Raw genomic sequence first — 22,436 nt, forward strand, 5'->3', positions numbered from 1 at the left:
GAGCACTCACGAGTGCTCCTTGTTTATGTATAACAATGTATTTAAAAACTAATTACTATAAACTCAGATCTCCTGTTTAATTGGTGTTGCTCTTCGGAACAATCAGAGCCATTACCACAATCATTTATAAGTTGCGTTTCTCCAAATCCTTTACCGGAAATACGGCTAGGTTCAATGCCTCTGCTTACAATCCAATCTGCTGTAGAACGTGCTCTTTTGTCAGAAAGGCTAAGGTTGTATGCGTCATTACCTCGGCTGTCTGTATGCGATCTAATTTCAACAACAAGCGTTGGGTTAGATTCCATTACTGCAAGTACTTTAGTAAGTTCTTCAGCGGCATCGGGTCTGATGTTGAAGCGGTCAAAATCAAAGTAAATTGGCTTTAAATCAAGTAATTTTGCCAGATCGTCTCCTTCATTAATTTTTGTAATTCTTGGCTCGAGGTATAAGTCAACAACCATTGAGTCTCCGTTAGAAGGCGCAGTAACTAATTCTTCAGCAGAATAATATTCAGGTTCATCTGCACGAATTAAGATCTCTTCATCACATATAGGATTTAATGTATATTCCCCATTTTCATTTACTTCTGTTTTTTGCAGTAAATTTCCTTCAAGATCCAATATACTTACTGTAGCAGTAGGAATAGGAAGGTTAGTTTCTTTATCTCTAACAGTACCGGTAATTAATGATTCGCAAACCGGTATTTCTTTAGGTATTCTTGTGAATCTGAAAATATCATCACTTCCCATCCCAAAATAACGATTAGTTGAAAAGTAACCGGTGTTTGTATATTCATCTACAATAAAGGCAAAATCATCTTGTGGACTGTTAATGGGCTCTCCTAAATTGATGACGTAAGCTATGTCACCATTCTTTTTGGTTGTCACGACATAGATATCAAGACCACCCAAGCCTGGTCGCCCATCAGATGAAAAGTAGAGATTCCCTTTTTTACTCATATAGGGGAAATTTTCTCTTCCTTCTGTATTGACAATTGGTCCTAAGTTTTCAGGTGTACTGTATTCATTATCACCTAAAATATCAACAACCCAGATGTCGGAAAAGCCATTTGTACCGGGCATGTCTGATGCAAAATATAATTTTTTATTATCTGGACTTAACGCAGGATGCGAGACAGAGTAGTCATCAGCATTGAATGGTAATTCAACAGGTGTTCCCCAAGAGTCTCCTTTTTTTACAGACTTAAATATTTTAAGACGTATAGTCCCATTTTTATCTGTACGCTTTACACCTTGACTAAAGTTATTACGCGTAAAATACATGGTGTTTCCATCTGTCGTGAATGTAGGAGATGATTCATGGTAGCGTGAGTTAAGATTACCTCCAAATTTTTCAACAGCTCCTAATTCACCTGTTTCAGCATCAATGGGAGCTTGATAAAAATCTAAAAAGGGTTCGTTATTCCAAGTGTGAATGTATCTTTTTGTAGTCCCGGTGTCCCGAGAAGATGAGAAAATAAGTTTATTCTCATAGAGCATAGGTCCAAAATCTGATAATCTGGAGTTGGTTTTTCTTAGATTTTCTACTTCATACTCACTATCAGAGTAACTTATTTCTTCAAGATAGTCTGGCTCTTCGGCAAAAAGCTCTGCTCTAGAGTCACCTCCTTTAAGCTTTCTGAATTCAGCCATAATCTTATCAGACTCATTATATTGTTTAATTCCTTTTAAAGATTGAGCATATCTAAAAAGATATTCTGGTGTTACTGTTTCCGGATATTTTTCAACGAGTTTTTTAAACCACTTTGCGCTGTCTTCGTATTTTCCGTTAAAGTAATACGAGTCCCCTAGTTTTTGAAAAAGCTCAGCCGACTCATAGCCCTCTTTTGCTAAGCGTAAATAGATCTTTTGAGCATCTATAAATGCATAGCTTTCAAATTTTTTATCTGCTTTACTTAATTCTTTTTCTTGAGCGAATGAAAAAGTGACGCATACAATAAACAATAGCTTGAATAAAAGGATGCCTTTATTGACTTGTTGCATAACAATAACGATGTGTTTGAAATTAGGATTTAGGGGAGCACAAATATAATTAAATAATGAGCTGAAAATTATTTATTGTCTGTATAGGTGTTAATAATTGAGGGGGATTTTCCCTGTTTTTCAGAGAGTTGGTTCATTTTTTACAGTTTTTACTCGAATATTTGACAAGAGGATATAATAATCAGTAGGGATTTTATGAATAGCTTTATCTGAAACTCATTAAATTTGATAAAACACAAATTATATGCTGAAAGAGGCAATTTTAAATAGAAGGTCCATTTTTCCGAATCAATTTTCTGAAAAAGCAGTTACAAAAGCGCAAATCGAAGAGTTGCTTGAGGCTGCAAACTGGGCTCCTACGCACCGAAAAACACAACCCTGGAGGTTTAAAGTTTTTAAAGACGATGCATTAGCAATTCTTGCTGATTTTGTGACAAAAGCTTACACAAAAGATACTCCTGCTGATAAATTTTCTGATTTTAAATTGAAAAAGAGCATTCAGAAGATTGAAACAAGTGGAGCTGTTATTGCTATTTGTATGCAGCGCGATGTTAAAGAAAGTATCCCGGAATGGGAAGAAGTAGCTGCGACAGCAATGGCTGTTCAAAACTTGTGGTTAATGGCTGGAGAACTAGGTCTTGGAGGATACTGGAGTAGTCCGGGTTATATTAAAGAAATGCATGCTGATCTTAAACTGGAAGATGGGGAGGTTTGTCTCGGTTTTTTCTATTTGGGAGTTTATGATGGTGAGCCATTCAACGGTGAGAGAGATACTGTGCAATCAAAAACAACTTGGTTTTAAAAGCTTTCTTTAATAACCTGACCAACTTTTTATAAGCCGTAGCAAAAGTTTTTTGTAGCTGAGGTCCTATTTCTAAAGCTTTAGGAACAATCACTGCAGAATAGTAGCCTTCTGTTTTAGCTTTTTTAGCAACATATTTACCTGCGCTTAAATTGGGGACGCAATAGGGTCTCATCCTCAATCATTAAATCTACAGTTTCTTTGCTCATCAGTGCGCAGTGCAATTTCCTGAGTTTTATAAGCAATGTCTGCTTCATTCAGTGTAAATTTTTCTAGGTATTTATAAGGGCCGGTCTCACTTGCTATATGCACGTACATATCAATGAAACCTGGTAATACCGTTTTCAATTTTAGGTCAATTATTTGACCAGTTCCACTTTGATATACATCTAAATTTCCTGAATAGAATCGGCTATAACCACTATCGTTTTTTCTTCGAGGATCTTGCCGTTTTTTGTATCTACCAATTTATCTACTTGTAAATAGGTTTTTTGAGAAAAAGCATTTAAACTGAAAATACAAACAGCTAGTAGAAGAATGTTGCGCATAGTGGTTAGTTTTTAGTCAATAAATTCTAGGATTTTACATGTAATATACTCAATTTGATCATCATCAAGCTCAGTATGCATCGGCAATGAGATCACTTCTTGTACTAATTGATTAGTAACAGGAAAGTCTTTCTCGTTATAGCGCTCATCTGCATAGGCTTTTTGCTTATGCAACGGAATAGGATAGTAAACACCACAAGGAATCTCATTAGCATTAAGATGCTTTACCAACGCATCACGATCAACACCTTTTAAACGTAAAGTATACTGATGAAAAACGTGACAATCACAAACATCACAAATCATAGGAGTTGTGATCTTAGGATGGTTTTTTAATTTTTCTGAATATTTATGGGCAGATGCCCGGCGTCTCGCATTATAATCGTCTAGCTTAGGAAGCTTTGCTCGCAAAACTGCAGCTTGTATAGAATCTAATCTAGAGTTTACACCTACCACATCATGATGATAGCGCTCATACATACCATGGTTTACGATACCTCGTATGGTGTGTGCTAAGTCGTCGTTGTTAGTAAAAATAGCACCGCCATCACCATAACAACCTAAGTTTTTTGAAGGAAAAAAAGAAGTGCTTCCCACGTGACTAATAGCACCAGTTTTTACTTTACTACCATCTTTACGTGTATAATCAGCACCAATTCCTTGAGCATTATCTTCAATAACAAAGAGATTATGCTCTTCAGCAATTTCCATAATTGCGTCCATTTCGGCAACCTGACCAAAAAGATGCACAGGAACGATAGCTTTAGTTTTTGGTGTAATAGCTCGTTTTATCGCTTCTACATCAATGTTGAAACTGTGTGGATTCACATCAACTAACACAGGCGTGAGTTGCAATAAAGCAATAACCTCTACAGTAGCAGCAAATGTAAAATCTGCGGTTATTACTTCATCGCCGGGTTTTAGTCCCAGCCCCATCATTGCGATTTGTAAAGCATCTGTGCCGTTAGCACAAGGAATCACGTGTTTTACACCTAAATACTCTTCAAGTTCTTTTTGAAAACCGTGAACTTCAGGGCCGTTGATGAATGCAGTGTTATCAATTACTTCTTGAATAGAGCGGTTTACTTGCTCTTTTATAGGTTCGTATTGACCTTTAAGGTCAACCATTTGTATTTTTCTCATAGGTATTTTTTATGCCGAAAATTGAAAAAATAAAAAGTTGAAAAGTGATTTTATATCAAAAATCCGGTCATTTTCTGGTAAGACGAAAGTACGAAATCTAGCCACTTCAACCAATGTCTTTTTTTATGGAAAAGGCTACTTTTGCGAGGTTATGCGACATATTTATTCTTTTTTTATTTCACTTTTCAATGCGTTACTTCCGGTATTGGGGTTGTTCAGTTCTAAACTGAAAGAATTCAGGGGTGTTCGCCAGACTGTCTTTAACTATTTAGAAAGCAAGATTGAGGGTTCTGACCGTGTGATTTGGATTCATGCAGCTTCACTGGGTGAGTATGAGCAGGCTGTTCCTGTTTTAGAAGAATTGAGAATACAGTACCCTAGCCATAAAATACTGCTTACTTTCTTTTCGCCTTCAGGCTATACGATTAGAAAAAACACACCTTTAGCAGATCTTGTGACCTATTTACCGTTAGATACAGAGGCAAACGCAGATGCTTTTATAAGTATTACTAGTCCAGAATTAGTGCTTTTTGTTAAGTATGAATTCTGGCCGAATTATTTAGATAAACTGAAACGCAATAATATTTCAACTTTGTTGATTTCGGGTGTTTTTAGAGAAAGTCAGCCATTTTTTAAGTTCTATGGAAGTTGGATGAAAAAGTCTTTAAGAGCTTTTGATTATTTCTTTCTGCAAAATGAATCTTCTTTAAAAAATCTCAAAAAGCTAGGTTTTACAAATGCCGAAGTTAGTGGAGATACGCGTTTTGACCGCGTGAGCAGGCAACTTGAATATAATAATACACTTGATTTTATAGCTGAATTTAAACAGGATAAGCTGCTGCTCGTTTGTGGGAGTACCTGGCCCGAAGATGAAACACTTTTATTAGATTTTATAAATAATGTAGCAGAAGTTAAGATTATTCTCGCGCCACATAAAATCAACTCAGAAAAGATTGAAGCTTTCCGCAGTAAGCTTACTAAGAATGTGGTTTTACATTCTGAACTAAAAATTAAAAACCTGCAAGAAGCAGAAGTTTTAATCATTGATGCAATTGGGTTTTTGACTAAAATTTACGCTTATGCAGATATCGCTTATGTGGGTGGTGCGGCAGGAGCAACTGGTTTACATAATGTTTTAGAGCCGGCAACTTTTGGTATTCCTATTTTAACCGGAACTCATATTGATAAATTCCCGGAAGCCGGTCAAATGAATAGAATTGCAGCATTATTTACTGTAAAAAACCCTGCAGAGACTTCAGTGGTTTTAGGTAAATTAATTTCAGATAAAAAGTTTAGAGATCAGACAGGTATAATTGCCGGTCAGTTCGTTTCTGGGAATACCGGAGCAACACACTCAATTATGAGTTATTTAAAAATCAAACACTTACTGCCTGATTGAGGTAGTTTCTAAACGGAAGTATCTCTTTGTAGACTTCAATCACGTGATTTTCAAAGGCGTCACTAGTGACTAATTTTTGAGTCAAATCTGTTTGTACGGCAAAACTTTTGTTACGCAGTAATTCAATATATTTATGGTCTTGAGGAAATCCCTTTGGAGCTGTCTTAAGGCTGTCTCCATCGTCTATTAACCAGCCAAACATCTTTTTAAAACTGGGCTTGTTTAAAATTTCAAGTAGTTCTTCACCATTATAATCTATAGCTTGTCTAATGCTTTTTAGTAAAGAAGATTTTGGTTTGTAAAAACCGGCAGCAATAAAACTTTCTGAGGTACCTAGATGTATGTAAAAATCTCCTTGTTTTGTTTCCTGATCAAGACCTGCACCAAAATGGTCTTTATAAATAGGCTTGTTGGGATGATATAACAAGTTGTTATTAATGCGATTTATGGCTTTTTTACCAGACGTATGCGTATAATTTGGATCAATCTCTGCGAGTTTTATATCCATTTTATTCAGCCAGTCTATGTAGAAATCTCTGACTTCGTAATATCTGTTTCGATTTTCGTCCATCCATTCTTTAGAATTGTTTTGCTGAAGCTCGCGTAGAAAATCATACAGTTTGTAAAAACTCATATTTTTAGGATAAAGTTAGTAATAGGTGATTTTAACAGCATTAAATAGTTTCGTTTTAACGCATTATTTAGAATTTTTAGCAATCATTTACCAATTCAAAATTAAAAGCAGTCGTTATTCTGTATAGATTTGCCTTCAACCAAATCATGGAATTATGAAAAAAGTAATCGGAATTTTTGTTTTAGGGCTTTTAGCTTTCAATACTTACTCGTGTAGAGAAACCGAAGAAAAGGAAACGGTAATCGTAAAAGAAGAGCAAGTAAAGGATGAACGCGAAGGTATCTTAGAGCGTACAGCAAAAAAAGTAGATAACGAAGTCAATAAAGAGATTGACAGGATTGGTGATGATAACTAATACAATAATTATGAAAAAAGTAAGCATATTAGCAAGCCTTCTATTAATGGTAACACTTTCTGTAACTTCTTGTCGTGAGAAGAGTGAGAAAGAAAAGCTTGTAGAAGAAATGAAAGAAGAAGGAGCCGAAATCGACACAAAAACAGACGATGACGGCAACTATAAAATGAAAATGGAATCTGACGATAAAGAAGTCAAGATTAAAGAAGATGCAGATGGTGATACTAAAATCAAAGTAGATCACTAATTTTAAGTAACTGCAGTAAAACAAAAACCGCCTCATTGAGAGGTGGTTTTTTAATTTAGAAATCCTGTAGTGCTACTTATTTAAAACTGCGCATTTGATTTTTTAATTCTTCCATGCCTTGTTGTAGTTCACGTAATAAATTGCTTTCTGAAGGTGAATCTAGGTGAAAAGTAAGTTTGCTATTCACTTGCCACAATTCTTGAATATCACTAACTTGAACTTCAAAAGGTAAATATTCCTGATTCAAAGAGATTAATACAACTTTAGAAGGATCTGGAAGCTTTTGTAATTTTTTAATCACAACTGCATCTGGCATTACAACTACATAAACCCGGTTTGTTGTGGCTTCGTCCATATTTAAAATTGCTTTACCTAAGACCCAGTCTTCTGGCATAAAATTAGGTAGCATGCTGTCTCCTTCGATTTGAAAACCACGGTATGTAGCGTTTCGATATTGTGGTAAGGGTAGATCAAAAGCAGGAAGTTGTTGATACCATTCAACATCTTGAACATTGTGTGGGTATCCTGCGGCAGCTTTTTGATTGACCATAACAAGATTTTCATTATCATCAACGTCAACAGTAACCACTTTAGGGCTCACATCACCTTTCCCTGCATGCAGTAATTTCTGATTGCTGTAGCCAAACAGCCATAACGGATTTACATTGTAAAGCCTTAAAAGTTCGGTGACTACTTGACCAGAAAGTTTGGTTCTTCCGCGTTCAATATCTGCTGTAGAATTTTTAATTCCTAAAGCTTGAGCAAACTCGGTTTGCGTTAAATTTTGTTCTTCGCGTATTTGCTTAAATCGGCGTACGTCGCCTGTTACATCATTGATTCCCATATGGTAAATATACTTTAATTTGGAATAAATCCGATTTAAATATAATAAAAAATCTGTTGGGACGGAAAAATGCTTTAAATTCGTAAAAATTCCAAGCTATGAATTTTGAAAGAATTAGAGAAAAATTAAACATCCTTGCTGATGCGGCTAAGTATGACGTGTCGTGCTCCAGTAGTGGGAGTAATCGCAAGAACACCACAAAGGGTCTTGGTGACAGCTCAGGTATGGGTATCTGTCACAGCTATACGGAAGATGGACGGTGTATTTCTTTATTGAAGATTTTGCTAACCAATCACTGTATTTTTGATTGTGCCTATTGTGTAAGCCGAAAAAGTAACGACATCAAACGCGCGGGTTTTAAAATTCAAGAGGTAGTAGACCTCACCATAAATTTTTACCGACGCAATTATATTGAAGGTTTATTTCTGAGTAGCGGAATCTTTTCAAGTCCAGATTACACGATGGAACGTTTAATAGAAGTAGCCAAAAAGCTTCGGTTAGAAGAGAATTTCAACGGGTATATTCATTTAAAATCAATTCCCGGTTGTAGTGATGAGTTGATGCGGGAAGCTGGTTTGTATGCAGATCGACTTTCTATAAATATTGAGATTCCCACAGTTTCTGGTCTTAAATTACTTGCGCCGGAAAAAGATCATAAAGATTTTATCAAACCAATGGAAAAGGTTAAGAATGAAATCATACAATATCAAGCAGATAAAAAACTCATAAAAAGCACGCCGGTTTATGCGCCGGCAGGGCAGAGTACCCAGATGATTGTAGGTGCAACGGGAGAAAGCGATAAGGATATTATGTATTCTGCTGTGCATTACTACAGCACGTATAAAATGAAGCGGGTGTATTATTCGGGCTATGTGCCGGTTTTACAAGATGAGCGCTTACCTGCATTAGGAACCGAAGTGCCTATGCTACGGGAAAACAGACTCTATCAAACAGACTGGTTGCTGCGTTTTTATGGCTTTGATGTGCGTGAGATTTTGAATAATCAGCATCCCAATTTGGATGTAGATATTGATCCTAAATTGAGCTGGGCGCTTCGTAATATGCATTTGTTTCCGGTTGATGTGAACAAAGCAGAAAAGCGAATGCTCGTAAGAATTCCAGGATTGGGAATGCTTTCAGTAAATAAGATTTTAAACGCTAGGAAGTATAGAAAATTGAATTGGGAAAATTTGAAAGCTATCGGTATTGCGATGAATCGGGCTAAGTATTTTATGGTTTGCGATTCTAAAGACTGGGAGCGCAAAGATCTAGAGCCTGCTCATATCAAGAGTATGATTTTGCAGAGTTCTCAAAGCAAATATCAGAAAATGTATAGCAATCAGTTAAGACTGTTTAACTGATGAAAACTCATACGCTTAAATACGACAGCACTTTTGAAGGACTGCTTACTGCGGTTTTTACGGTTTATGAAGAGCGGTTGTCTTCAGTACTAATAGTTGAAGAACGTTTTTTTGAAGCAAATTTTTTCTCAAAAGTGAATGAAGTTTTCACAGATGAAAGCAAGGCATCCCGGGTTTGGGAAGGATTAAAAGAGTTTCAGCAATTTAGGACTTCGGTTTATCGCTCGTTTTTAAGTGAACTCCCAGATAAAGAAGTTTACATTCTAGATGCTATTCGATATGTATTAAAAACTAGAAATGATAAAGATTACGGGCAACCTTCGGTTTTAAAATTGGCTCAACTAACTAAACAGATTGGCCGGGAAAAACATAGAATGAAAGCATTTGTACGTTTTAAACGAACTAAAGATGATGTATATGTAGCTATCATAGAGCCTGATTTTAATGTACTTCCGCTAATAGCAAGACATTTTAAAAACAGATATGCAGATCAGCAGTTTGTGATCTATGATCGAAAGCGTAACTATGGTATTTTTTATGATTTAAATACCGTTGAACTTATAGAACTTGATTTTGATGATGCTGTCTTAAAAGAAGCGCTTCACGATGAAGAAATGCATTATGATAAAATGTGGCAAGACTATTTTATCAGTACCGGTATTAAGAGTAGAATCAATAAAAAGCTGCATTTGCGACACGTTCCTAAACGCTACTGGAAGTATTTAAATGAAAAAAATCCACTTTAAAAAGATTTGGTTATTTTTAATTCATTAACCCAAAAAAATCAGATTATGAAAAGAATTCTTTTAAATGTATTTATGATCGCTATAACGGTATCAGTTTACTCATGTAGAGAAACCACTCAAGAAAAAACAGAAGAAGCAGTTGAAGCGATGGGAGAGGATATTGAGAATGCAGCAGAAGAAGCTGGTGATGCAATACAAGAAGGTGCAGATGAACTCAACGATGAAATACAAGGTAACGATGATGTAATGGATGATGACGCATAATAGTGTCACTTAAATATTGAGAAAAGCATTTTAAAAGAAATTTTAAGATGCTTTTTGTTTTTATTGGTAAAATGATTTTTTTTGAAAAATTAAAAAAACGGTCAGTCTCTGTTAATCAAATCGTTGTAAAGATTGCGATATTTTTAGCAAAAATGTAAATCGATAAAAAATTTAATAAAATTTAAGAATAAGCGATGTTAATTTATATACATTTGGCATCGATTAACGCTAATTAAAATTACATCAATTATGAAAAAATTTATGTTCAGTGCATTTGCACTATTACTAATGGTATCTGTTTCTGCTTGTCGCGAAACTACTGAAGACAAAACTGAAGACGCTATGGAAAGCGCTGCTGATGATATGGGTGATGCTATGGATGACGCAGGAGACGCTGTAGAGGAAGCTGCTGAAGACACTGGTGATGCTATCGAAGAAGGTGCTCAGGAAGTAGAAGATGAAGTTGAAGGAAACGACGACATGTAATATTCTCTTTTGAGATATAATAGAAAAGCCCCGAAGTAATTCGAGGCTTTTTTTATGTGTAAAACTTTCTAACTTTTTAGATAGAAGCACTACTGGTCTGTGCTTGTCTGTCTATTTTTTTTACGAGACCTTGTAAAACTTTACCGGGGCCTACTTCAATAAATTCGGTAGCGCCATCAGCTATCATATTTTGAACACTTTGTGTCCATTTTACAGGAGCTGTTAATTGAAACAATAAGTTTTTTTTAATTTCAGCAGGATCTGTAACCGCAGTAGTACTTACATTTTGATAGATAGGACATTTAGGTTCGCTAAAAGTGGTCATTTCTATAGCTGCAGCAAGTTCTTCACGGGCTGGTTCCATAAGTGGAGAGTGAAAAGCACCACCTACGGGTAATACAAGTGCACGTTTTGCGCCGCGTTCCTTAAGTCTTTCACAAGCCTCATTTACAGCTTCAACAGTTCCAGATATTATGAGTTGCCCGGGGCAATTATAGTTTGCAGCAACTACAACACCATCAACGTCAGCACAAACAGCTTCAACAAGTTCGTCTTCAAGGCCTAAAATAGCAGCCATTGTAGAAGGGGTTGTATCGCAAGCTTTTTGCATTGCCTGAGCACGCTGAGAAACCAATCTTAAGCTGTCTTCAAAACTTAAAACGCCATTAGCTACAAGAGCCGATATTTCACCTAAAGAGTGACCGGCAACCATTTGCGGTACTGCTTCTTCACCTAAGGCTTTGAATAAAGCAACTGAATGTAAAAAGATAGCAGGTTGAGTTACTTTAGTTTCCTTGAGTTCTTCGGCGGTGCCTTCAAACATAATTTTTGTAATGTCAAAGCCTAAAATTTCATTTGCTTTTTTAAATAATTCACGAGCTGTTTCTGATGCTTCGTAAACGTCTTTACCCATTCCGGTAAATTGAGCTCCCTGTCCGGGAAAGATATATGCTTTCATAAATAGATTTTTCTAAAAAGTGTTGCAAAAATACACATACACAAATGGATTTAGAAATTATAAATACCAAGTGAGGTTTTATTCTTGTAAAGTTTCTAATTTTAAGTGATTTATAAAACGATTTAAATGATGAGCAAGAATGATCTTCAAAAAGCAATCGCTTTATTATTCTGTATTCTTTCTGCAACAGGATTATACGCTCAATACAATGCTATAAATAACATTACTATCAACCCTATGCCTGAAAATCACTGGGTAAATGAAAATAAAAGAGCATCTATAAAAGAGTCTAAAATGCAAGTCGAATTTTTTTTTAGAACAAAAAGATTCTCACCAATACATTTATATTGTAGATGGTCAAGTGCTAGAGCCGCAAGTGCTTCAGGAATTTAAAAGCAGCATTTTAGAACAGGCAAAAGCCATTCATTTTGTACGCTCAGTAGATAGTATTATGGGATATCCTTCTAAACGTAAACGTATGTTAATCTTAATTACTACAGATATTGTGAGTGATAACTAATCTTTCTGATTAATCTATTTATACTTTTAAAGAGCCGGTTTCGCCTAGATCGGTTTCTTCTCCCGTTACTGCCGAGTATGCCATTTTTAGAAGGCTTACAAATTTGTTAGACTTGGCATCCCAATATTGGGCTGTTTTCGGTACAAACTTTATCGCAGTAAGATTAGCATCGTTAATACCATCAAACCAAGCGTCATCACTTTTACCGTATAAATCTTCAAGTATTGCTCTTTCTTTTGTGATTGTAGCTAGACCATAAACGCTTAAAAATTCCATATCAGATGGTTTTGCGTAAAATAATTGAGCTTCAGGATCTTTCTGAATGTTTGCATTGTGATCACTATCTGCGCCACTTAGAAACCAAATGTTTCCGGCTTCATCAACTTTTTTAGTTGACATAGGAATTGCATCAATAGGTGTGTTCTTTAAATCGGTCGCAAGCATTGCAAAATCTATCGAAGTAGCAAGATCTTCAAGTTTTTTACGGGCTTCTTTGTTGAAAAGGTTTTCGGTACTCATAGCTTTAGTTTTTATTTAAAGTTAAACCGAAAGCAACCACTTAATTATCAAGACTTCGCCAAAATTTAAGCGGAAACAATTAAAGTGTGTTAATTATCAACTATACTCCTGGAGTATCGCTTTCGCGGAAGCGTAATAGTTTCCGCCAAAAAGATTTACGTGAGCTAAAATATAATACAGCTGCCAGAGTCTGATGCGTTCTTTCCATCCCTGTTGAAGTGGAAAAATCTCATTGTAATGATCAAATATTTCTGATTCAAACCCTCCAAAGAGATACATCAAAGCGATGTCCATCTCACGTGGAGCATAGCAAGTCGCAGGGTCAATTAGTATAGGTTCACCATTTTTGCCCAGCATATAATTACCAGACCACAGGTCGCCGTGAATTAAGGCCGCCGGCTCTTTAGGGATTAATTTTGAAATTTCAGTATAAAAACCTTCAAGGTTTGAGAATCTATAGCCACGTTCAGTCGCCATTTTAAACTGAGGTTCTAAACGCTGATTGATGTAGAAGTCAAGAGCATTATTTTCGGTAGCATTGTACTGTGGTAAGCTGCCAATGTAGTTGTCTTTTTCAAAACCAAAGGCATCAGTGTTTTTATGCATCGCGGCTAATTGGTGTCCGAATTTTTTTGAAAAATTAGTAGTTTCATTACCGGATTGTAAATACTCAAGCAGTATAAAACTTTGATCTTTAAAATAGCCGGTCTTAATAACCTTTGGAGTTGCAAAACTATTTGAATCTGCAATATACTGAAGCCCGAGCGCTTCTAACTCAAACATATTTGGAAATTTACGGGCACTATTTACTTTTATAATTAAGTCTTGAGAGAAAGTTTCAACCTTATAAACGTCATTAATATCTCCGCCATAAAGCGGACTGACTTCCTTTATCTGAGCGTCAAGTATTTCGGATAAATATTTTTTAAAGGTCTCGTTTAACATAGGTTAAATAGGTAAACGCATAAGCATGACGTTCATCTTTTTGATGCTCTTCAGTGTTGATTAATTCCCATCTATTTTCATCAATTTCCGGAAAGAAAGCGTCGGCTTCAAAAGTTTCGTGAACACGCGTAAGTTCTATATGTGTAGCTTGGTCTAGTGCAAGTTTGTAAATCTCTCCACCGCCTATGACATATAGTTTATCGTCTTCTTTTTTGCCGGCCTCAATGGCATCTTCAAGGCTGTTTACTACAACAATTTCATCAGGAGCCTTATAATCTTGCTTACGGGTAATTACAATATGTTTACGATTAGGAAGCGGTTTTGGGAAGGTTTCAAATGTTTTACGCCCCATAATTATAGGGTGATGCGAAGTGAGTTTTTTAAAACGCTTAAAATCATCAGGTAGATGCCAAACCAGATTGTTATCTTTACCCAGCGCATTATTTTCTGCGGCGGCAGCTATTAAAATAATTTTCATGATTAAGAATTTAATGGCTTGTCTGGTCTTGAAATAAACGTTTTCTGTTGTTCTGGAAGCGGATGCTCCCTATCAATTTGCTCCTGTAGTTTTACGATTTTAGCTTTTTGTTTGCTAACGAGTTTATCAATTTGCTCGTGTTCCCATTTTTTATTCATAAAACTGCCTAATAAAAAGACATTGAGAAAATGAATTAGAAATAAGAAAAACCAGATTAAAATTGCCCATACAAACCAATCAACTTGACCGGGTCTAAAGTCTGCTCCGAAGTCTAAAAATTTATTCAAAACAATCAACAAAACTGCACCAGCAAGAAACACTACAAAATGTCTAAATAGATTCTTTTTTTGCTTAACCCGGTATTGTGCATACTCGATGAGTTCTCGCTGATCGCGATCTATTTTTGTGGTTTCTTGCTTTTTTGAGAACATAAGAAAAAGTAAATTGTGTGAGAATCAAATTTACAAGTTTTAATCACGCTATTACCTTATGAAAAACTTAAAAAAGGAATTTCCGGTCACGGCAAATTACACACATCTTAATACCGCAGGGACGGGATTACTTTCAGAAACCTTATTAGATTTTAGACAAAATCATGATCTAGATTACCTAGTGATGGGAAGTCTAATGAAAGACAATCAGGATAAATTCATAACAAAAGTAAGAGAAGATGTTGGGAGGTTTTTTAATTGCAAGGCACAGAACATTGCGCTTGTAACAAGTTTTTCTACTGGCTTTAATGTATTTTTAGAAGCTTTGCCAACTAAATCTAAAGTGTTACTCCTTGAAGAAGATTATCCATCTATAAATTGGCCTGTTGAAGCCCGGGATTTTGACATTAGTTATGCGAAGATAGATGTGAACTTAGAGGAGAATATTTTAAAGGCTGTTGAAAAGGAAAAGCCTAAAGTGTTGTGTGTGAGTCTGGTGCAATACATCAGCGGTGTCCAGCTAGATTTTGAGTTTTTAAAAACACTGAAACAAGAATATCCTGATCTTTTGATTTGCGCAGATGGAACTCAATATTGTGGTGTTGCTCCGTTTGATTTTGAAAACAGCGGGATAGATGTTCTAGGAGCAAGTACCTATAAATGGCTTAATGCAGGTTATGGTAATGGTTTTTTTTTATTTAAAGATGAGGTTAAAGATCGCTTAAAGCCTAAAGCGATAGGGTTTGCCTCTATTCGTGGAAAGTATAAAGAAGCGGGTGATACATTGATTGGTAAGTTTGAGCCGGGACATTTAGACACTCTAAACTCAGGAAGTTTGCAAGTTGCGATACAACTTGTAAATAAGATAGGGTATAGCGCAATCACAGCACAGGTCGAACTTCTTAAAGAAAAAGCGCTAAATGCATTTGCTGAGCGTAATTTACTGGATGAAATTGTTGTAAATCGAAAACAGCATTCTTCAATCTTCAATATAAAAGGAGACCAAAAGCTTTTTGATAAATTAAAGGAGAACGATGTAATCTGTTCACAGCGCGGAAATGGAATACGGGTAAGTCTCCATTATTTTAATACTGAAGATGATTTAGGGAGGCTTTTGAAGTTAATTTAGCATTGTATGGTGAATAGCTAGTGTTAAAATAATAAATAATAAGAATGAGATAACGTTTTCGTATTTCACTATCTGTTTTTAAATCTTTCAATAAATGGTTTTGTCTAAAAAATAAGTTCAATACAGGTGTTTTTTTGACTTTTGTCAATTAACAATCATAAATTTGTAAAGAACTTAAAAAGAATTTGTTATGCCTATCACGAAACAATTTTTAAAATCAAAACCAGAGTGTAAAGTTACGTTCACTGTACTTGATACTGAAGCTAATTCTATTGCTGTTGCAGGAGATTTTAATGACTGGGAAAAAGCAGAATTGAAAAAATTAAAGAATGGGTCATTCAAAGGAGCTCTAAATATTCCTGTTGATTCTTCTTATGAGTTTAAATATTCAGTTGATGGTAAATGGATGAATGAGCCGGAAGCTGACAGCTTTAAATGGAATGACTTTGCAGGTGCAGAAAATAGTGTCTTAAGTCTATAAAATATAAAAGGGCAAGTTTTAAAATTTGCCCTTTTTTGTTACCTCACTTTAAAAACATAATCTGTAAAGCGATTATGTTTGTCACTGTATTGAGCTAAAATCTCTAGCCCGGCTTCTTTAGAAAGCCATTCCACAATATTGTCATCATATTTCTGGGAAATCTCAGTATGAATACTTTCCCACGCGGTAAAGTTGATTTCAAGATTGAGTTTTTTAATAGTTACTTTTTGATCTTGTGTGCTAACTAAAAAGCTTTTTGCGGTTCCTGTTTCAGGGTCGTAAACGGGCCAGTGTTTAAATTGATTTGTATCAAAGTCACTTTCTAATTCTTCATTAATACGATGAAGTAAATTTTTATTGAATGCCTCTGTAATTCCTTGACTGTCGTTGTAAGCACTCAGAACTAATTCTGGATTTTTTTTCTGATCAAGTCCCATAAATAGAAGGTCACCGCTTCGCATCGTTTTTCTGATATTTACTAAAAAATCTACAGCTTGTGGATGGGTAAGGTTTCCAATATTAGAACCTAAAACCATGATGACCATTTTACGGTCTGTATCACGATTTCCTAAATCTTTTAAAACGTCAAAATAACTTCCTTGCTCAGGTTTTATATCTATTTGAGGCCATTTGTGGTTGATAGCATTTTTGAGCTCATCGAGCATATTCTGACTGATATCAATAGGCTTATAAGTAAAGTTTATTCCTTCAGAAGCAAATTTTTCGAGTAAAATTTTAGTTTTCTTTCCATCGCCGGCACCCAGCTCAATCAAGTCAAAACCTGCTTGTTCCTGAAATAATTTTGTGATTTCCTGTTTATGGGTATCGATTATTTCATATTCACATCCAGTAAGGTAATACTCTGGAAGTTCCATTATTTGTTGAAAAAGTTTATCCCCCTTTTTGTCGTAAAACCATTTTGAAGAAACCTTTTTAGGAAAAGTGGTTAAGCCTTCATAAACTTCCTGCTCAAAGGCTGTCTTAAATTGTGTTTGCTGTTCTGTTTTCATAAATGCGAATTACCTTGCTAGGCGTAAACCGGTGAATTGCCATCTTAGTTGAGGATGGAAAAAATTACGATAAGTGGCTCTCGTATGATTATCTGAAGTTGCTACAGAGCCGCCTCTAAGTGTTTTTTGACTCACCATAAACTTACCGTTATATTCTCCCAGTGCACCCGGAGCTTTAGTATAGTTAGGGTAGGGTAGGTAGGCACTTTCTGTCCATTCCCAGCGCTGCCCCCAATCAAATTTACTTTGAGCAATTTCCCATTCAAATTCAGTAGGTAGTCTTAAACCTTTCCATTGCGCAAAGGCGAAAGCTTCATAATACGAAATGTGTGTTACTGGTGCTTGCAAATCAAGTTTTTGAACTCCGTTAAGTTGATAACAATACCACTCGCCATCTTGGTTTTGCCAGTATTGTGGTGCAAAAATATTGTTTTCTTCTATCCAGTCCCAACCTTCACTGTGCCAAAGCAAAACCTGATTATAACCATCATCCTCAATAAATTTAAGGTACTCCGCATTGGTTACGAGTTCACTTGAAATCTGATATTCCGAAAGAAAAACGTTATGTCTTCCCAGTTCATTATCGTAACAAAATCCAGAATCGTTGTGACCTATTTTATAAACCCCCTCTTTTACAGGGAGCCATTTGGGAGTATTAGAAATGGGCTGGTATTCATTAAAATTCTCTGAATATAAAGGCTGTAATGGATTATTTCCTAAGATATATTTGATATCTGTAAGTAGAAGTTCCTGATGTTGTTTTTCGTGATGTATGCCTATTTCTATCAGCTCTTTGAGTTCTGTTAAACTATCATTTTCCTGAAGCAACTTTGCTAAAGCAGATGTTACATATTTGCGATACGCATAAACTTCTCCAACTGTAGGTCTTGATAGATTTCCGCGGTCTGTGCGTACTACGCGAGCACCCATACTTTCATAATAACTATTAAATACAAAAGCAAATTGCTTGTTAAATTCTTTGTAGTCAGATTTGTATTTTTTGAGTATAAAGTCTTCAAAAAACCAAGTTGTATGTCCTAAATGCCATTTAGGAGGTGAGACGTCAGCTATAGGCTGTACCACATAATCTTCTATTTGCAAAGGTTTGCAGATCGTTTCAGTATGTGTTCTGGTTTTTAAAAAAAAGTCTAAGAGAGCAGATGTGCTAACAATCATAGCAATAAATATAACTTTGAGTTATTTTCAAAGTTAAACATTTAATGCTTTGAGTCTTTTTCAGATAACGTTAAGCCCTAGTTAAAAGGTGAATGGCATCGAGTACTTTATCGCTCTTGGTTTTCCGCCTGCTTGCCCTGGAGTCATTCTAGGGATAGCTAAAATGTTGCGTATTGCTTCTTCTTGAAGAACTTTGGTACCCCCTTTTACGCCAAGAATTTGTGGCTTCCCTTCTTCGTTGATTGCAAAATCAACCACCACTTTTTCTTTAACACTGCCTCTTTTATATCCCTCTGGAAATTTGAAGTTAGAAACAACGTGTTGTACAAGTTGCTTTTTAAAACAAGCTTTTTTCTCTGCTAGTGAACCTTCACAACCCGGCCAAACCGGAGGAATTTCTGTAATTGAAATTGCATTGCCAGATACTGTGATACCTTCTTGTGCATACGTGATGCCAGCTAAAAGAAAAGCTGCGACAAAAATAATTGATCTCATGATGTTGAAGATTTGGGTTTAAACAGCGACAGCACCTTTAATATGTGGGTGTGGATCGTAGTTTTCTAATTTGAAATCGTCAAACGTAAAACTGAAAATGTCTTTTACTTCAGGATTAAGCTTAATTGTCGGTAAGGTGCGTATTTCTCGGCTTAATTGCAAATTTAATTGCTCTGTATGATTGTTGTAGATATGTGCATCGCCAAAAGTATGTATAAAATCTCCTGGTGCATAATTACAAACTTGCGCCATCATCATTGTAAATAACGCATAAGACGCAATGTTAAAAGGAACGCCTAAAAATACATCTGCACTACGTTGGTACAGCTGGCAAGAGAGTTTAGGTCTTTTGTCTTCCGCGTTAGGATTACCGGGAGCCACATAAAACTGAAAGAATGCATGGCAAGGAGGTAGTGCAGCTTTTCCGTTAGCTACATTTTCAGCAAAAGATTTTGAAGTGTCTGGCATAACGCTAGGATTCCAGGCGCTTACTAGCATTCTTCTGCTGTTAGGGTTGTTTTTTAGAGTTTCAACAAGCTCTTTAATCTGATCGATTTCTTCGCTATTCCAGTTGCGCCATTGATGCCCGTATACCGGCCCTAAATCACCATTCTCATCAGCCCACTGATTCCAGATACGTACGCCGTTTTCTTTTAGGTAGTCAATATTCGTATCACCTTTTAAAAACCATAAAAGCTCATAGATGATAGATTTTAAATGCAATTTTTTTGTGGTGACCATAGGGAAACCCTTGCTTAAATCAAAGCGCATTTGATGACCAAATACACTTAATGTTCCTGTACCTGTTCGGTCTCCTTTTTGTACTCCTTCTTCTAAAATATGTTTTACAAGGTCGTGATATTGCTTCATGATAATAGGCTTATAAAGAATAGAATTCAAAAGTAAGGAATTACTTATTTTAATTTGATTGCGATTTTTTTTTTAACGAGATACTTATTAACTAATAATAATGATTATTTTCGCTTTCTTAAAAAAATCTTAATTTAGTTAAATGGTCTTAAAAACTATCGCTTACCCTTTCGGAGAAGTTAAGTACTACAAAGGTTTCATTCACGTGAAATTTAATGAAGATCTTGACGAGGTTAAAATTGAATATTCTAAGAAGTTATTCGAGAATATTGAAGGTTTTTATGGGTCAGAAAAATATGTTCTAATATCAGAACGTAATCTCAAAACAAGCTTTAACGCAGATTTGATGAAAAATTTGAATCTTTCTAAAATGAGAGGTTTGGCTGTCGTTTCTGAAGAAGGAGTGAGTCGTCGTGAGGAACTTATAAAAGAACAAAGCTTATTTAAAGGCTCCTTCGCATATTTTACAAACTATAAAGCAGCTGAAGAGTGGGCTAGAACTTTTGATTAAGAGTTTAACCTATAATCATACCCGCTATAGTTGCAGAGAGTAAGGAAGCTAATGTACCTCCTAAAACAGCTTTAAGGCCAAATTCTGAAAGCGTTTTTCGTTGTCCTGGAGCTAAAGATCCAATACCGCCTATTTGTATACCTATAGAAGCGAAATTGGCAAAACCGCACAATAGATAGGTAGCCATAATTACCGATTTCTCATAAGTAAAGCTCAGCGCATTTACAGGATTTTTTAATTCTGCTAATTGAATGTACCCAACAAATTCACTTGCAGCTAGCTTAATACCTAGTAGTTGTCCCATAAGCATGACGTCTTCATAAGCGACGCCTATAAGCCACATTAGTGGGGCAAAGATGGTTCCTAAAAGAGATTCTAGAGAGAAACTGCTGTATGGTGTATTTGCAGCTAGAAAATCATTTAGAGAGGTTACTTCTCCTATCTTTCCGAAGCCATAATTTATCATTGCTATAAAGGCGACAAAAACTAAAAGCATGGCACCTACGTTTGCAGCAAGCTTTAGCCCTTCTGTTGTACCTGTGGCAATAGCATCTAATATGTTAGAGCCTATTTTATCTGCTGAAACCTCAACTCGAGGATCTATTTTTTCCTGTTGAGGATACAAGAGTTTAGAAATCACTATGGCACCAGGAGCTGCCATTACTGAAGCAGCAAGTAAATGTCTTGCAAATTCTAATCTTAAATCAGCATCATCGCCACCTAAAAAGCCTATGTAAGCCGCAAGAACTCCGCCTGCTACAGTGGCCATACCTCCAATCATAACTAATAAAATTTCTGAGCGCGTCATACGCTCCAGATATGCTTTAATCATCAATGGAGCTTCGGTTTGGCCTAAAAATATATTACCGGCTACAGATAAGCTTTCTGCACCAGAAATACCTAGTAGTTTTGTAAGTACCCAAGCCATACCTTTTACAACAATCTGAACTACTCCTAAATAGAATAAGACTGAAGTTAATGCAGAGAAAAATATTATCGTAGGTAATACTTGGAATATGAATATGAAGCCGTAACTTTCGGTATCCATCATTCCGCCGAGAAGAAATTCGCTACCTGCTGCAGTAAAATCTAGAATCTTGACAAATATTTTTCCTACAAATTCAAAAGCTTTTTGAACAAAAGAAACTTTTAATACCCCAATAGCTAATAATAGCTGAGCGCCAAGACCAACTCCTATTGTTTTCCAGTTTATTGCTTTTCTGTTATTGCTGAATAAATAAGCAATAAGTAACAAACAGGTCATTCCCAATATACCCCTCCATAAACTGTCAAAAGAAAAACCTGCGTTAGGGATGAGTTTTTTTGCTTCATTAACGGGTAATACTTCCTGAACGCTTTGAGCAAATGAGGAAACTGTGGTGATTGTAGAAATGAATAGGAAAAGGAGTAGTTTTCGCATCTATATTAATTGCGTTTAGAAATTTCATCACGAATTTTTGCTGCTGCTTCATAATCTTCAGCAGCAACAGCTTGTTCTAAAAGAGAATTGAGTTCGCTAAGTGATAGTTTTTTATAATCTGTAGATCCAGAATTTTGTTCTTCCTCTTCAACTATAAGTTGGTCTACAAGAATATCATCTTCCTCTTCGTCTTCAGTCATTTTATCTTGATCAGAGCCTTTTAGGTAAATACCGGCTTTGTCAAGTATGTTTTTATAAGTAAAGATGGGAGCATCAAATCGCAATGCCAATGAAATAGCATCGCTAGTTCGTGCATCTATGATTTCTTCGATATTATCTCTTTCGCAGATAATGCTGCTGTAGAAAACACCATCTACTAATTTATGTATAATAACCTGTTTGATAAGAATGTCAAAACGATCGGCAAAATTCTTAAAAAGGTCGTGGGTAAGTGGGCGAGGAGGTTTTATTTCTTTCTCAAGAGCAATGGCAATAGATTGCGCTTCAAAAGCACCTATAACAATAGGTAATTTGCGATCCCCTTCTACTTCACTTAGTATTAAAGCGTATGCACCATTCTGTGTCTGGCTGTACGATATACCCTTAATATTCAAACGCACTAAACTCATAAGCTGTAAAAATATAAAAAGGCTGTTTAAAA

Annotated in this window: 29 protein-coding genes; 12 read left to right on the forward strand and 17 right to left on the reverse strand. The window is 35.8% G+C overall.

Going from position 1 to position 22,436, the window contains the following annotated elements:
- Positions 1–41 precede the first annotated feature (41 nt).
- Positions 42–2,003 carry an OmpA family protein gene (locus BUB91_RS07160; protein WP_073098548.1) on the reverse strand — a complete coding sequence of 654 codons (1,962 nt, stop codon included), beginning with the start codon at positions 2,001–2,003 and terminating at the stop codon, positions 42–44.
- Between the two features lie 244 nt (positions 2,004–2,247).
- On the opposite strand from BUB91_RS07160, the gene BUB91_RS07165 reads away from it, so the two are divergent.
- Entirely contained in the window at positions 2,248–2,805 is a 558-nt protein-coding gene (locus tag BUB91_RS07165) for a nitroreductase family protein (protein WP_073098549.1), read from the forward strand.
- 177 nt (positions 2,806–2,982) lie between these two features.
- Here BUB91_RS07165 and BUB91_RS20975 read toward each other — a convergent pair whose 3' ends face one another.
- Genes BUB91_RS20975 through BUB91_RS07175 form a run of 3 tightly spaced genes read right to left on the reverse strand, consistent with a single transcriptional unit; the run spans position 2,983 to position 4,496 of the window.
- On the reverse strand, positions 2,983–3,153 hold the full coding sequence (locus BUB91_RS20975) for a hypothetical protein (protein ID WP_164917838.1): 171 nt from the start codon (positions 3,151–3,153) through the stop codon (positions 2,983–2,985).
- A 41-nt stretch (positions 3,154–3,194) separates the two neighbouring features.
- The gene (locus tag BUB91_RS20980; RefSeq protein ID WP_164917839.1) at positions 3,195–3,353 is read right to left on the reverse strand and encodes a hypothetical protein; all 159 of its coding nucleotides are present in this window, start codon (positions 3,351–3,353) and stop codon (positions 3,195–3,197) included.
- 12 nt (positions 3,354–3,365) lie between these two features.
- A complete protein-coding gene (locus BUB91_RS07175) occupies positions 3,366–4,496 on the reverse strand; it encodes a DegT/DnrJ/EryC1/StrS family aminotransferase (RefSeq protein ID WP_073098551.1) in 1,131 nt (376 codons plus the stop codon).
- Positions 4,497–4,647: 151 nt separating this feature from the next.
- On the opposite strand from BUB91_RS07175, the gene BUB91_RS07180 reads away from it, so the two are divergent.
- Positions 4,648–5,895 carry a 3-deoxy-D-manno-octulosonic acid transferase gene (locus tag BUB91_RS07180; protein WP_073098597.1) on the forward strand — a complete coding sequence of 416 codons (1,248 nt, stop codon included), beginning with the start codon at positions 4,648–4,650 and terminating at the stop codon, positions 5,893–5,895.
- On the opposite strand, the gene BUB91_RS07185 is transcribed toward BUB91_RS07180, so the two are convergent.
- Entirely contained in the window at positions 5,873–6,529 is a 657-nt protein-coding gene (locus tag BUB91_RS07185) for a DUF2461 domain-containing protein (RefSeq protein WP_073098552.1), read from the reverse strand. The genes BUB91_RS07180 and BUB91_RS07185 overlap by 23 nt on opposite strands.
- A gap of 154 nt (positions 6,530–6,683) precedes the next feature.
- Between BUB91_RS07185 and BUB91_RS07190 the strand changes: the two genes are divergently transcribed.
- A complete protein-coding gene (locus tag BUB91_RS07190) occupies positions 6,684–6,884 on the forward strand; it encodes a hypothetical protein (protein WP_073098553.1) in 201 nt (66 codons plus the stop codon).
- A gap of 10 nt (positions 6,885–6,894) precedes the next feature.
- Positions 6,895–7,131 carry a hypothetical protein gene (locus tag BUB91_RS07195; protein ID WP_073098598.1) on the forward strand — a complete coding sequence of 79 codons (237 nt, stop codon included), beginning with the start codon at positions 6,895–6,897 and terminating at the stop codon, positions 7,129–7,131.
- Between the two features lie 76 nt (positions 7,132–7,207).
- Here the strand turns inward: BUB91_RS07195 and BUB91_RS07200 are convergent, their stop codons facing one another.
- Entirely contained in the window at positions 7,208–7,975 is a 768-nt protein-coding gene (locus BUB91_RS07200) for a LexA family transcriptional regulator (protein ID WP_073098554.1), read from the reverse strand.
- A 98-nt stretch (positions 7,976–8,073) separates the two neighbouring features.
- Between BUB91_RS07200 and BUB91_RS07205 the strand changes: the two genes are divergently transcribed.
- From BUB91_RS07205 to BUB91_RS07220, 4 genes are all read left to right on the forward strand, one after another.
- Positions 8,074–9,336 carry a putative DNA modification/repair radical SAM protein gene (locus tag BUB91_RS07205; protein WP_073098555.1) on the forward strand — a complete coding sequence of 421 codons (1,263 nt, stop codon included), beginning with the start codon at positions 8,074–8,076 and terminating at the stop codon, positions 9,334–9,336.
- On the forward strand, positions 9,336–10,082 hold the full coding sequence (locus BUB91_RS07210) for a TIGR03915 family putative DNA repair protein (RefSeq protein WP_073098556.1): 747 nt from the start codon (positions 9,336–9,338) through the stop codon (positions 10,080–10,082). Before BUB91_RS07205 ends, BUB91_RS07210 begins: the two co-directional genes overlap by 1 nt.
- Positions 10,083–10,127: 45 nt before the next feature.
- Positions 10,128–10,346, forward strand: coding sequence for a hypothetical protein (locus tag BUB91_RS07215; RefSeq protein WP_073098557.1), 219 nt, complete (start codon positions 10,128–10,130; stop codon positions 10,344–10,346).
- A gap of 249 nt (positions 10,347–10,595) precedes the next feature.
- Positions 10,596–10,832 carry a hypothetical protein gene (locus BUB91_RS07220; RefSeq protein WP_073098558.1) on the forward strand — a complete coding sequence of 79 codons (237 nt, stop codon included), beginning with the start codon at positions 10,596–10,598 and terminating at the stop codon, positions 10,830–10,832.
- A gap of 76 nt (positions 10,833–10,908) precedes the next feature.
- On the opposite strand, the gene fabD is transcribed toward BUB91_RS07220, so the two are convergent.
- On the reverse strand, positions 10,909–11,790 hold the full coding sequence (gene fabD, locus BUB91_RS07225; RefSeq protein WP_073098559.1) for an ACP S-malonyltransferase: 882 nt from the start codon (positions 11,788–11,790) through the stop codon (positions 10,909–10,911).
- Positions 11,791–11,916: 126 nt separating this feature from the next.
- Between fabD and BUB91_RS07230 the strand changes: the two genes are divergently transcribed.
- Positions 11,917–12,183 (forward strand): hypothetical protein, encoded by a 267-nt coding sequence (locus tag BUB91_RS07230; protein WP_073098560.1) that lies wholly within the window; start codon positions 11,917–11,919, stop codon positions 12,181–12,183.
- A gap of 145 nt (positions 12,184–12,328) precedes the next feature.
- On the opposite strand, the gene BUB91_RS07235 is transcribed toward BUB91_RS07230, so the two are convergent.
- The 4 genes from BUB91_RS07235 to BUB91_RS07250 form a co-directional block, all read right to left on the reverse strand.
- Positions 12,329–12,829, reverse strand: coding sequence for a pyridoxamine 5'-phosphate oxidase family protein (locus tag BUB91_RS07235; protein ID WP_073098561.1), 501 nt, complete (start codon positions 12,827–12,829; stop codon positions 12,329–12,331).
- A 96-nt stretch (positions 12,830–12,925) separates the two neighbouring features.
- Positions 12,926–13,774, reverse strand: coding sequence for a fructosamine kinase family protein (locus BUB91_RS07240; RefSeq protein WP_073098562.1), 849 nt, complete (start codon positions 13,772–13,774; stop codon positions 12,926–12,928).
- Positions 13,755–14,252: a dihydrofolate reductase gene (locus BUB91_RS07245; RefSeq protein WP_073098563.1), complete on the reverse strand. Its 498-nt coding sequence runs from the start codon at positions 14,250–14,252 to the stop codon at positions 13,755–13,757. Before BUB91_RS07245 ends, BUB91_RS07240 begins: the two co-directional genes overlap by 20 nt.
- A 2-nt stretch (positions 14,253–14,254) precedes the next feature.
- Entirely contained in the window at positions 14,255–14,683 is a 429-nt protein-coding gene (locus tag BUB91_RS07250) for a 2TM domain-containing protein (RefSeq protein WP_073098564.1), read from the reverse strand.
- Positions 14,684–14,741: 58 nt separating this feature from the next.
- Here BUB91_RS07250 and BUB91_RS07255 point away from each other — a divergent pair, with 58 nt between their 5' ends.
- Both BUB91_RS07255 and BUB91_RS07260 read left to right on the forward strand, forming a co-directional pair.
- Entirely contained in the window at positions 14,742–15,812 is a 1,071-nt protein-coding gene (locus BUB91_RS07255) for an aminotransferase class V-fold PLP-dependent enzyme (protein ID WP_073098565.1), read from the forward strand.
- A gap of 190 nt (positions 15,813–16,002) precedes the next feature.
- Positions 16,003–16,293: an isoamylase early set domain-containing protein gene (locus BUB91_RS07260; protein WP_073098566.1), complete on the forward strand. Its 291-nt coding sequence runs from the start codon at positions 16,003–16,005 to the stop codon at positions 16,291–16,293.
- Positions 16,294–16,331: 38 nt separating this feature from the next.
- Here the strand turns inward: BUB91_RS07260 and egtD are convergent, their stop codons facing one another.
- The 4 genes from egtD to BUB91_RS07280 all read right to left on the reverse strand — a co-directional run bounded on the left by egtD (position 16,332) and on the right by BUB91_RS07280 (position 19,844).
- Positions 16,332–17,303, reverse strand: a complete 972-nt coding sequence (gene egtD / locus BUB91_RS07265) for an L-histidine N(alpha)-methyltransferase (RefSeq protein WP_073098567.1) — start codon at positions 17,301–17,303, stop codon at positions 16,332–16,334.
- A gap of 9 nt (positions 17,304–17,312) precedes the next feature.
- On the reverse strand, positions 17,313–18,476 hold the full coding sequence (gene egtB, locus BUB91_RS07270; protein WP_073098599.1) for an ergothioneine biosynthesis protein EgtB: 1,164 nt from the start codon (positions 18,474–18,476) through the stop codon (positions 17,313–17,315).
- 84 nt (positions 18,477–18,560) lie between these two features.
- Positions 18,561–18,974 carry an energy transducer TonB gene (locus BUB91_RS07275; RefSeq protein ID WP_073098568.1) on the reverse strand — a complete coding sequence of 138 codons (414 nt, stop codon included), beginning with the start codon at positions 18,972–18,974 and terminating at the stop codon, positions 18,561–18,563.
- 18 nt (positions 18,975–18,992) lie between these two features.
- Entirely contained in the window at positions 18,993–19,844 is an 852-nt protein-coding gene (locus tag BUB91_RS07280; protein ID WP_073098600.1) for a thymidylate synthase, read from the reverse strand.
- Positions 19,845–19,986: 142 nt separating this feature from the next.
- Here BUB91_RS07280 and BUB91_RS07285 point away from each other — a divergent pair, with 142 nt between their 5' ends.
- The gene (locus BUB91_RS07285) at positions 19,987–20,355 is read left to right on the forward strand and encodes a hypothetical protein (protein WP_073098569.1); all 369 of its coding nucleotides are present in this window, start codon (positions 19,987–19,989) and stop codon (positions 20,353–20,355) included.
- A 4-nt stretch (positions 20,356–20,359) separates the two neighbouring features.
- Here BUB91_RS07285 and BUB91_RS07290 read toward each other — a convergent pair whose 3' ends face one another.
- Positions 20,360–21,775 carry a NupC/NupG family nucleoside CNT transporter gene (locus tag BUB91_RS07290; protein WP_073098570.1) on the reverse strand — a complete coding sequence of 472 codons (1,416 nt, stop codon included), beginning with the start codon at positions 21,773–21,775 and terminating at the stop codon, positions 20,360–20,362.
- A 5-nt stretch (positions 21,776–21,780) separates the two neighbouring features.
- Entirely contained in the window at positions 21,781–22,404 is a 624-nt protein-coding gene (locus BUB91_RS07295) for a bifunctional nuclease family protein (RefSeq protein WP_073098571.1), read from the reverse strand.
- Positions 22,405–22,436 lie beyond the last annotated feature (32 nt).

Source organism: Leeuwenhoekiella marinoflava DSM 3653 (assembly GCF_900129005.1).
In the GTDB taxonomy this organism is placed as follows: domain Bacteria; phylum Bacteroidota; class Bacteroidia; order Flavobacteriales; family Flavobacteriaceae; genus Leeuwenhoekiella; species Leeuwenhoekiella marinoflava.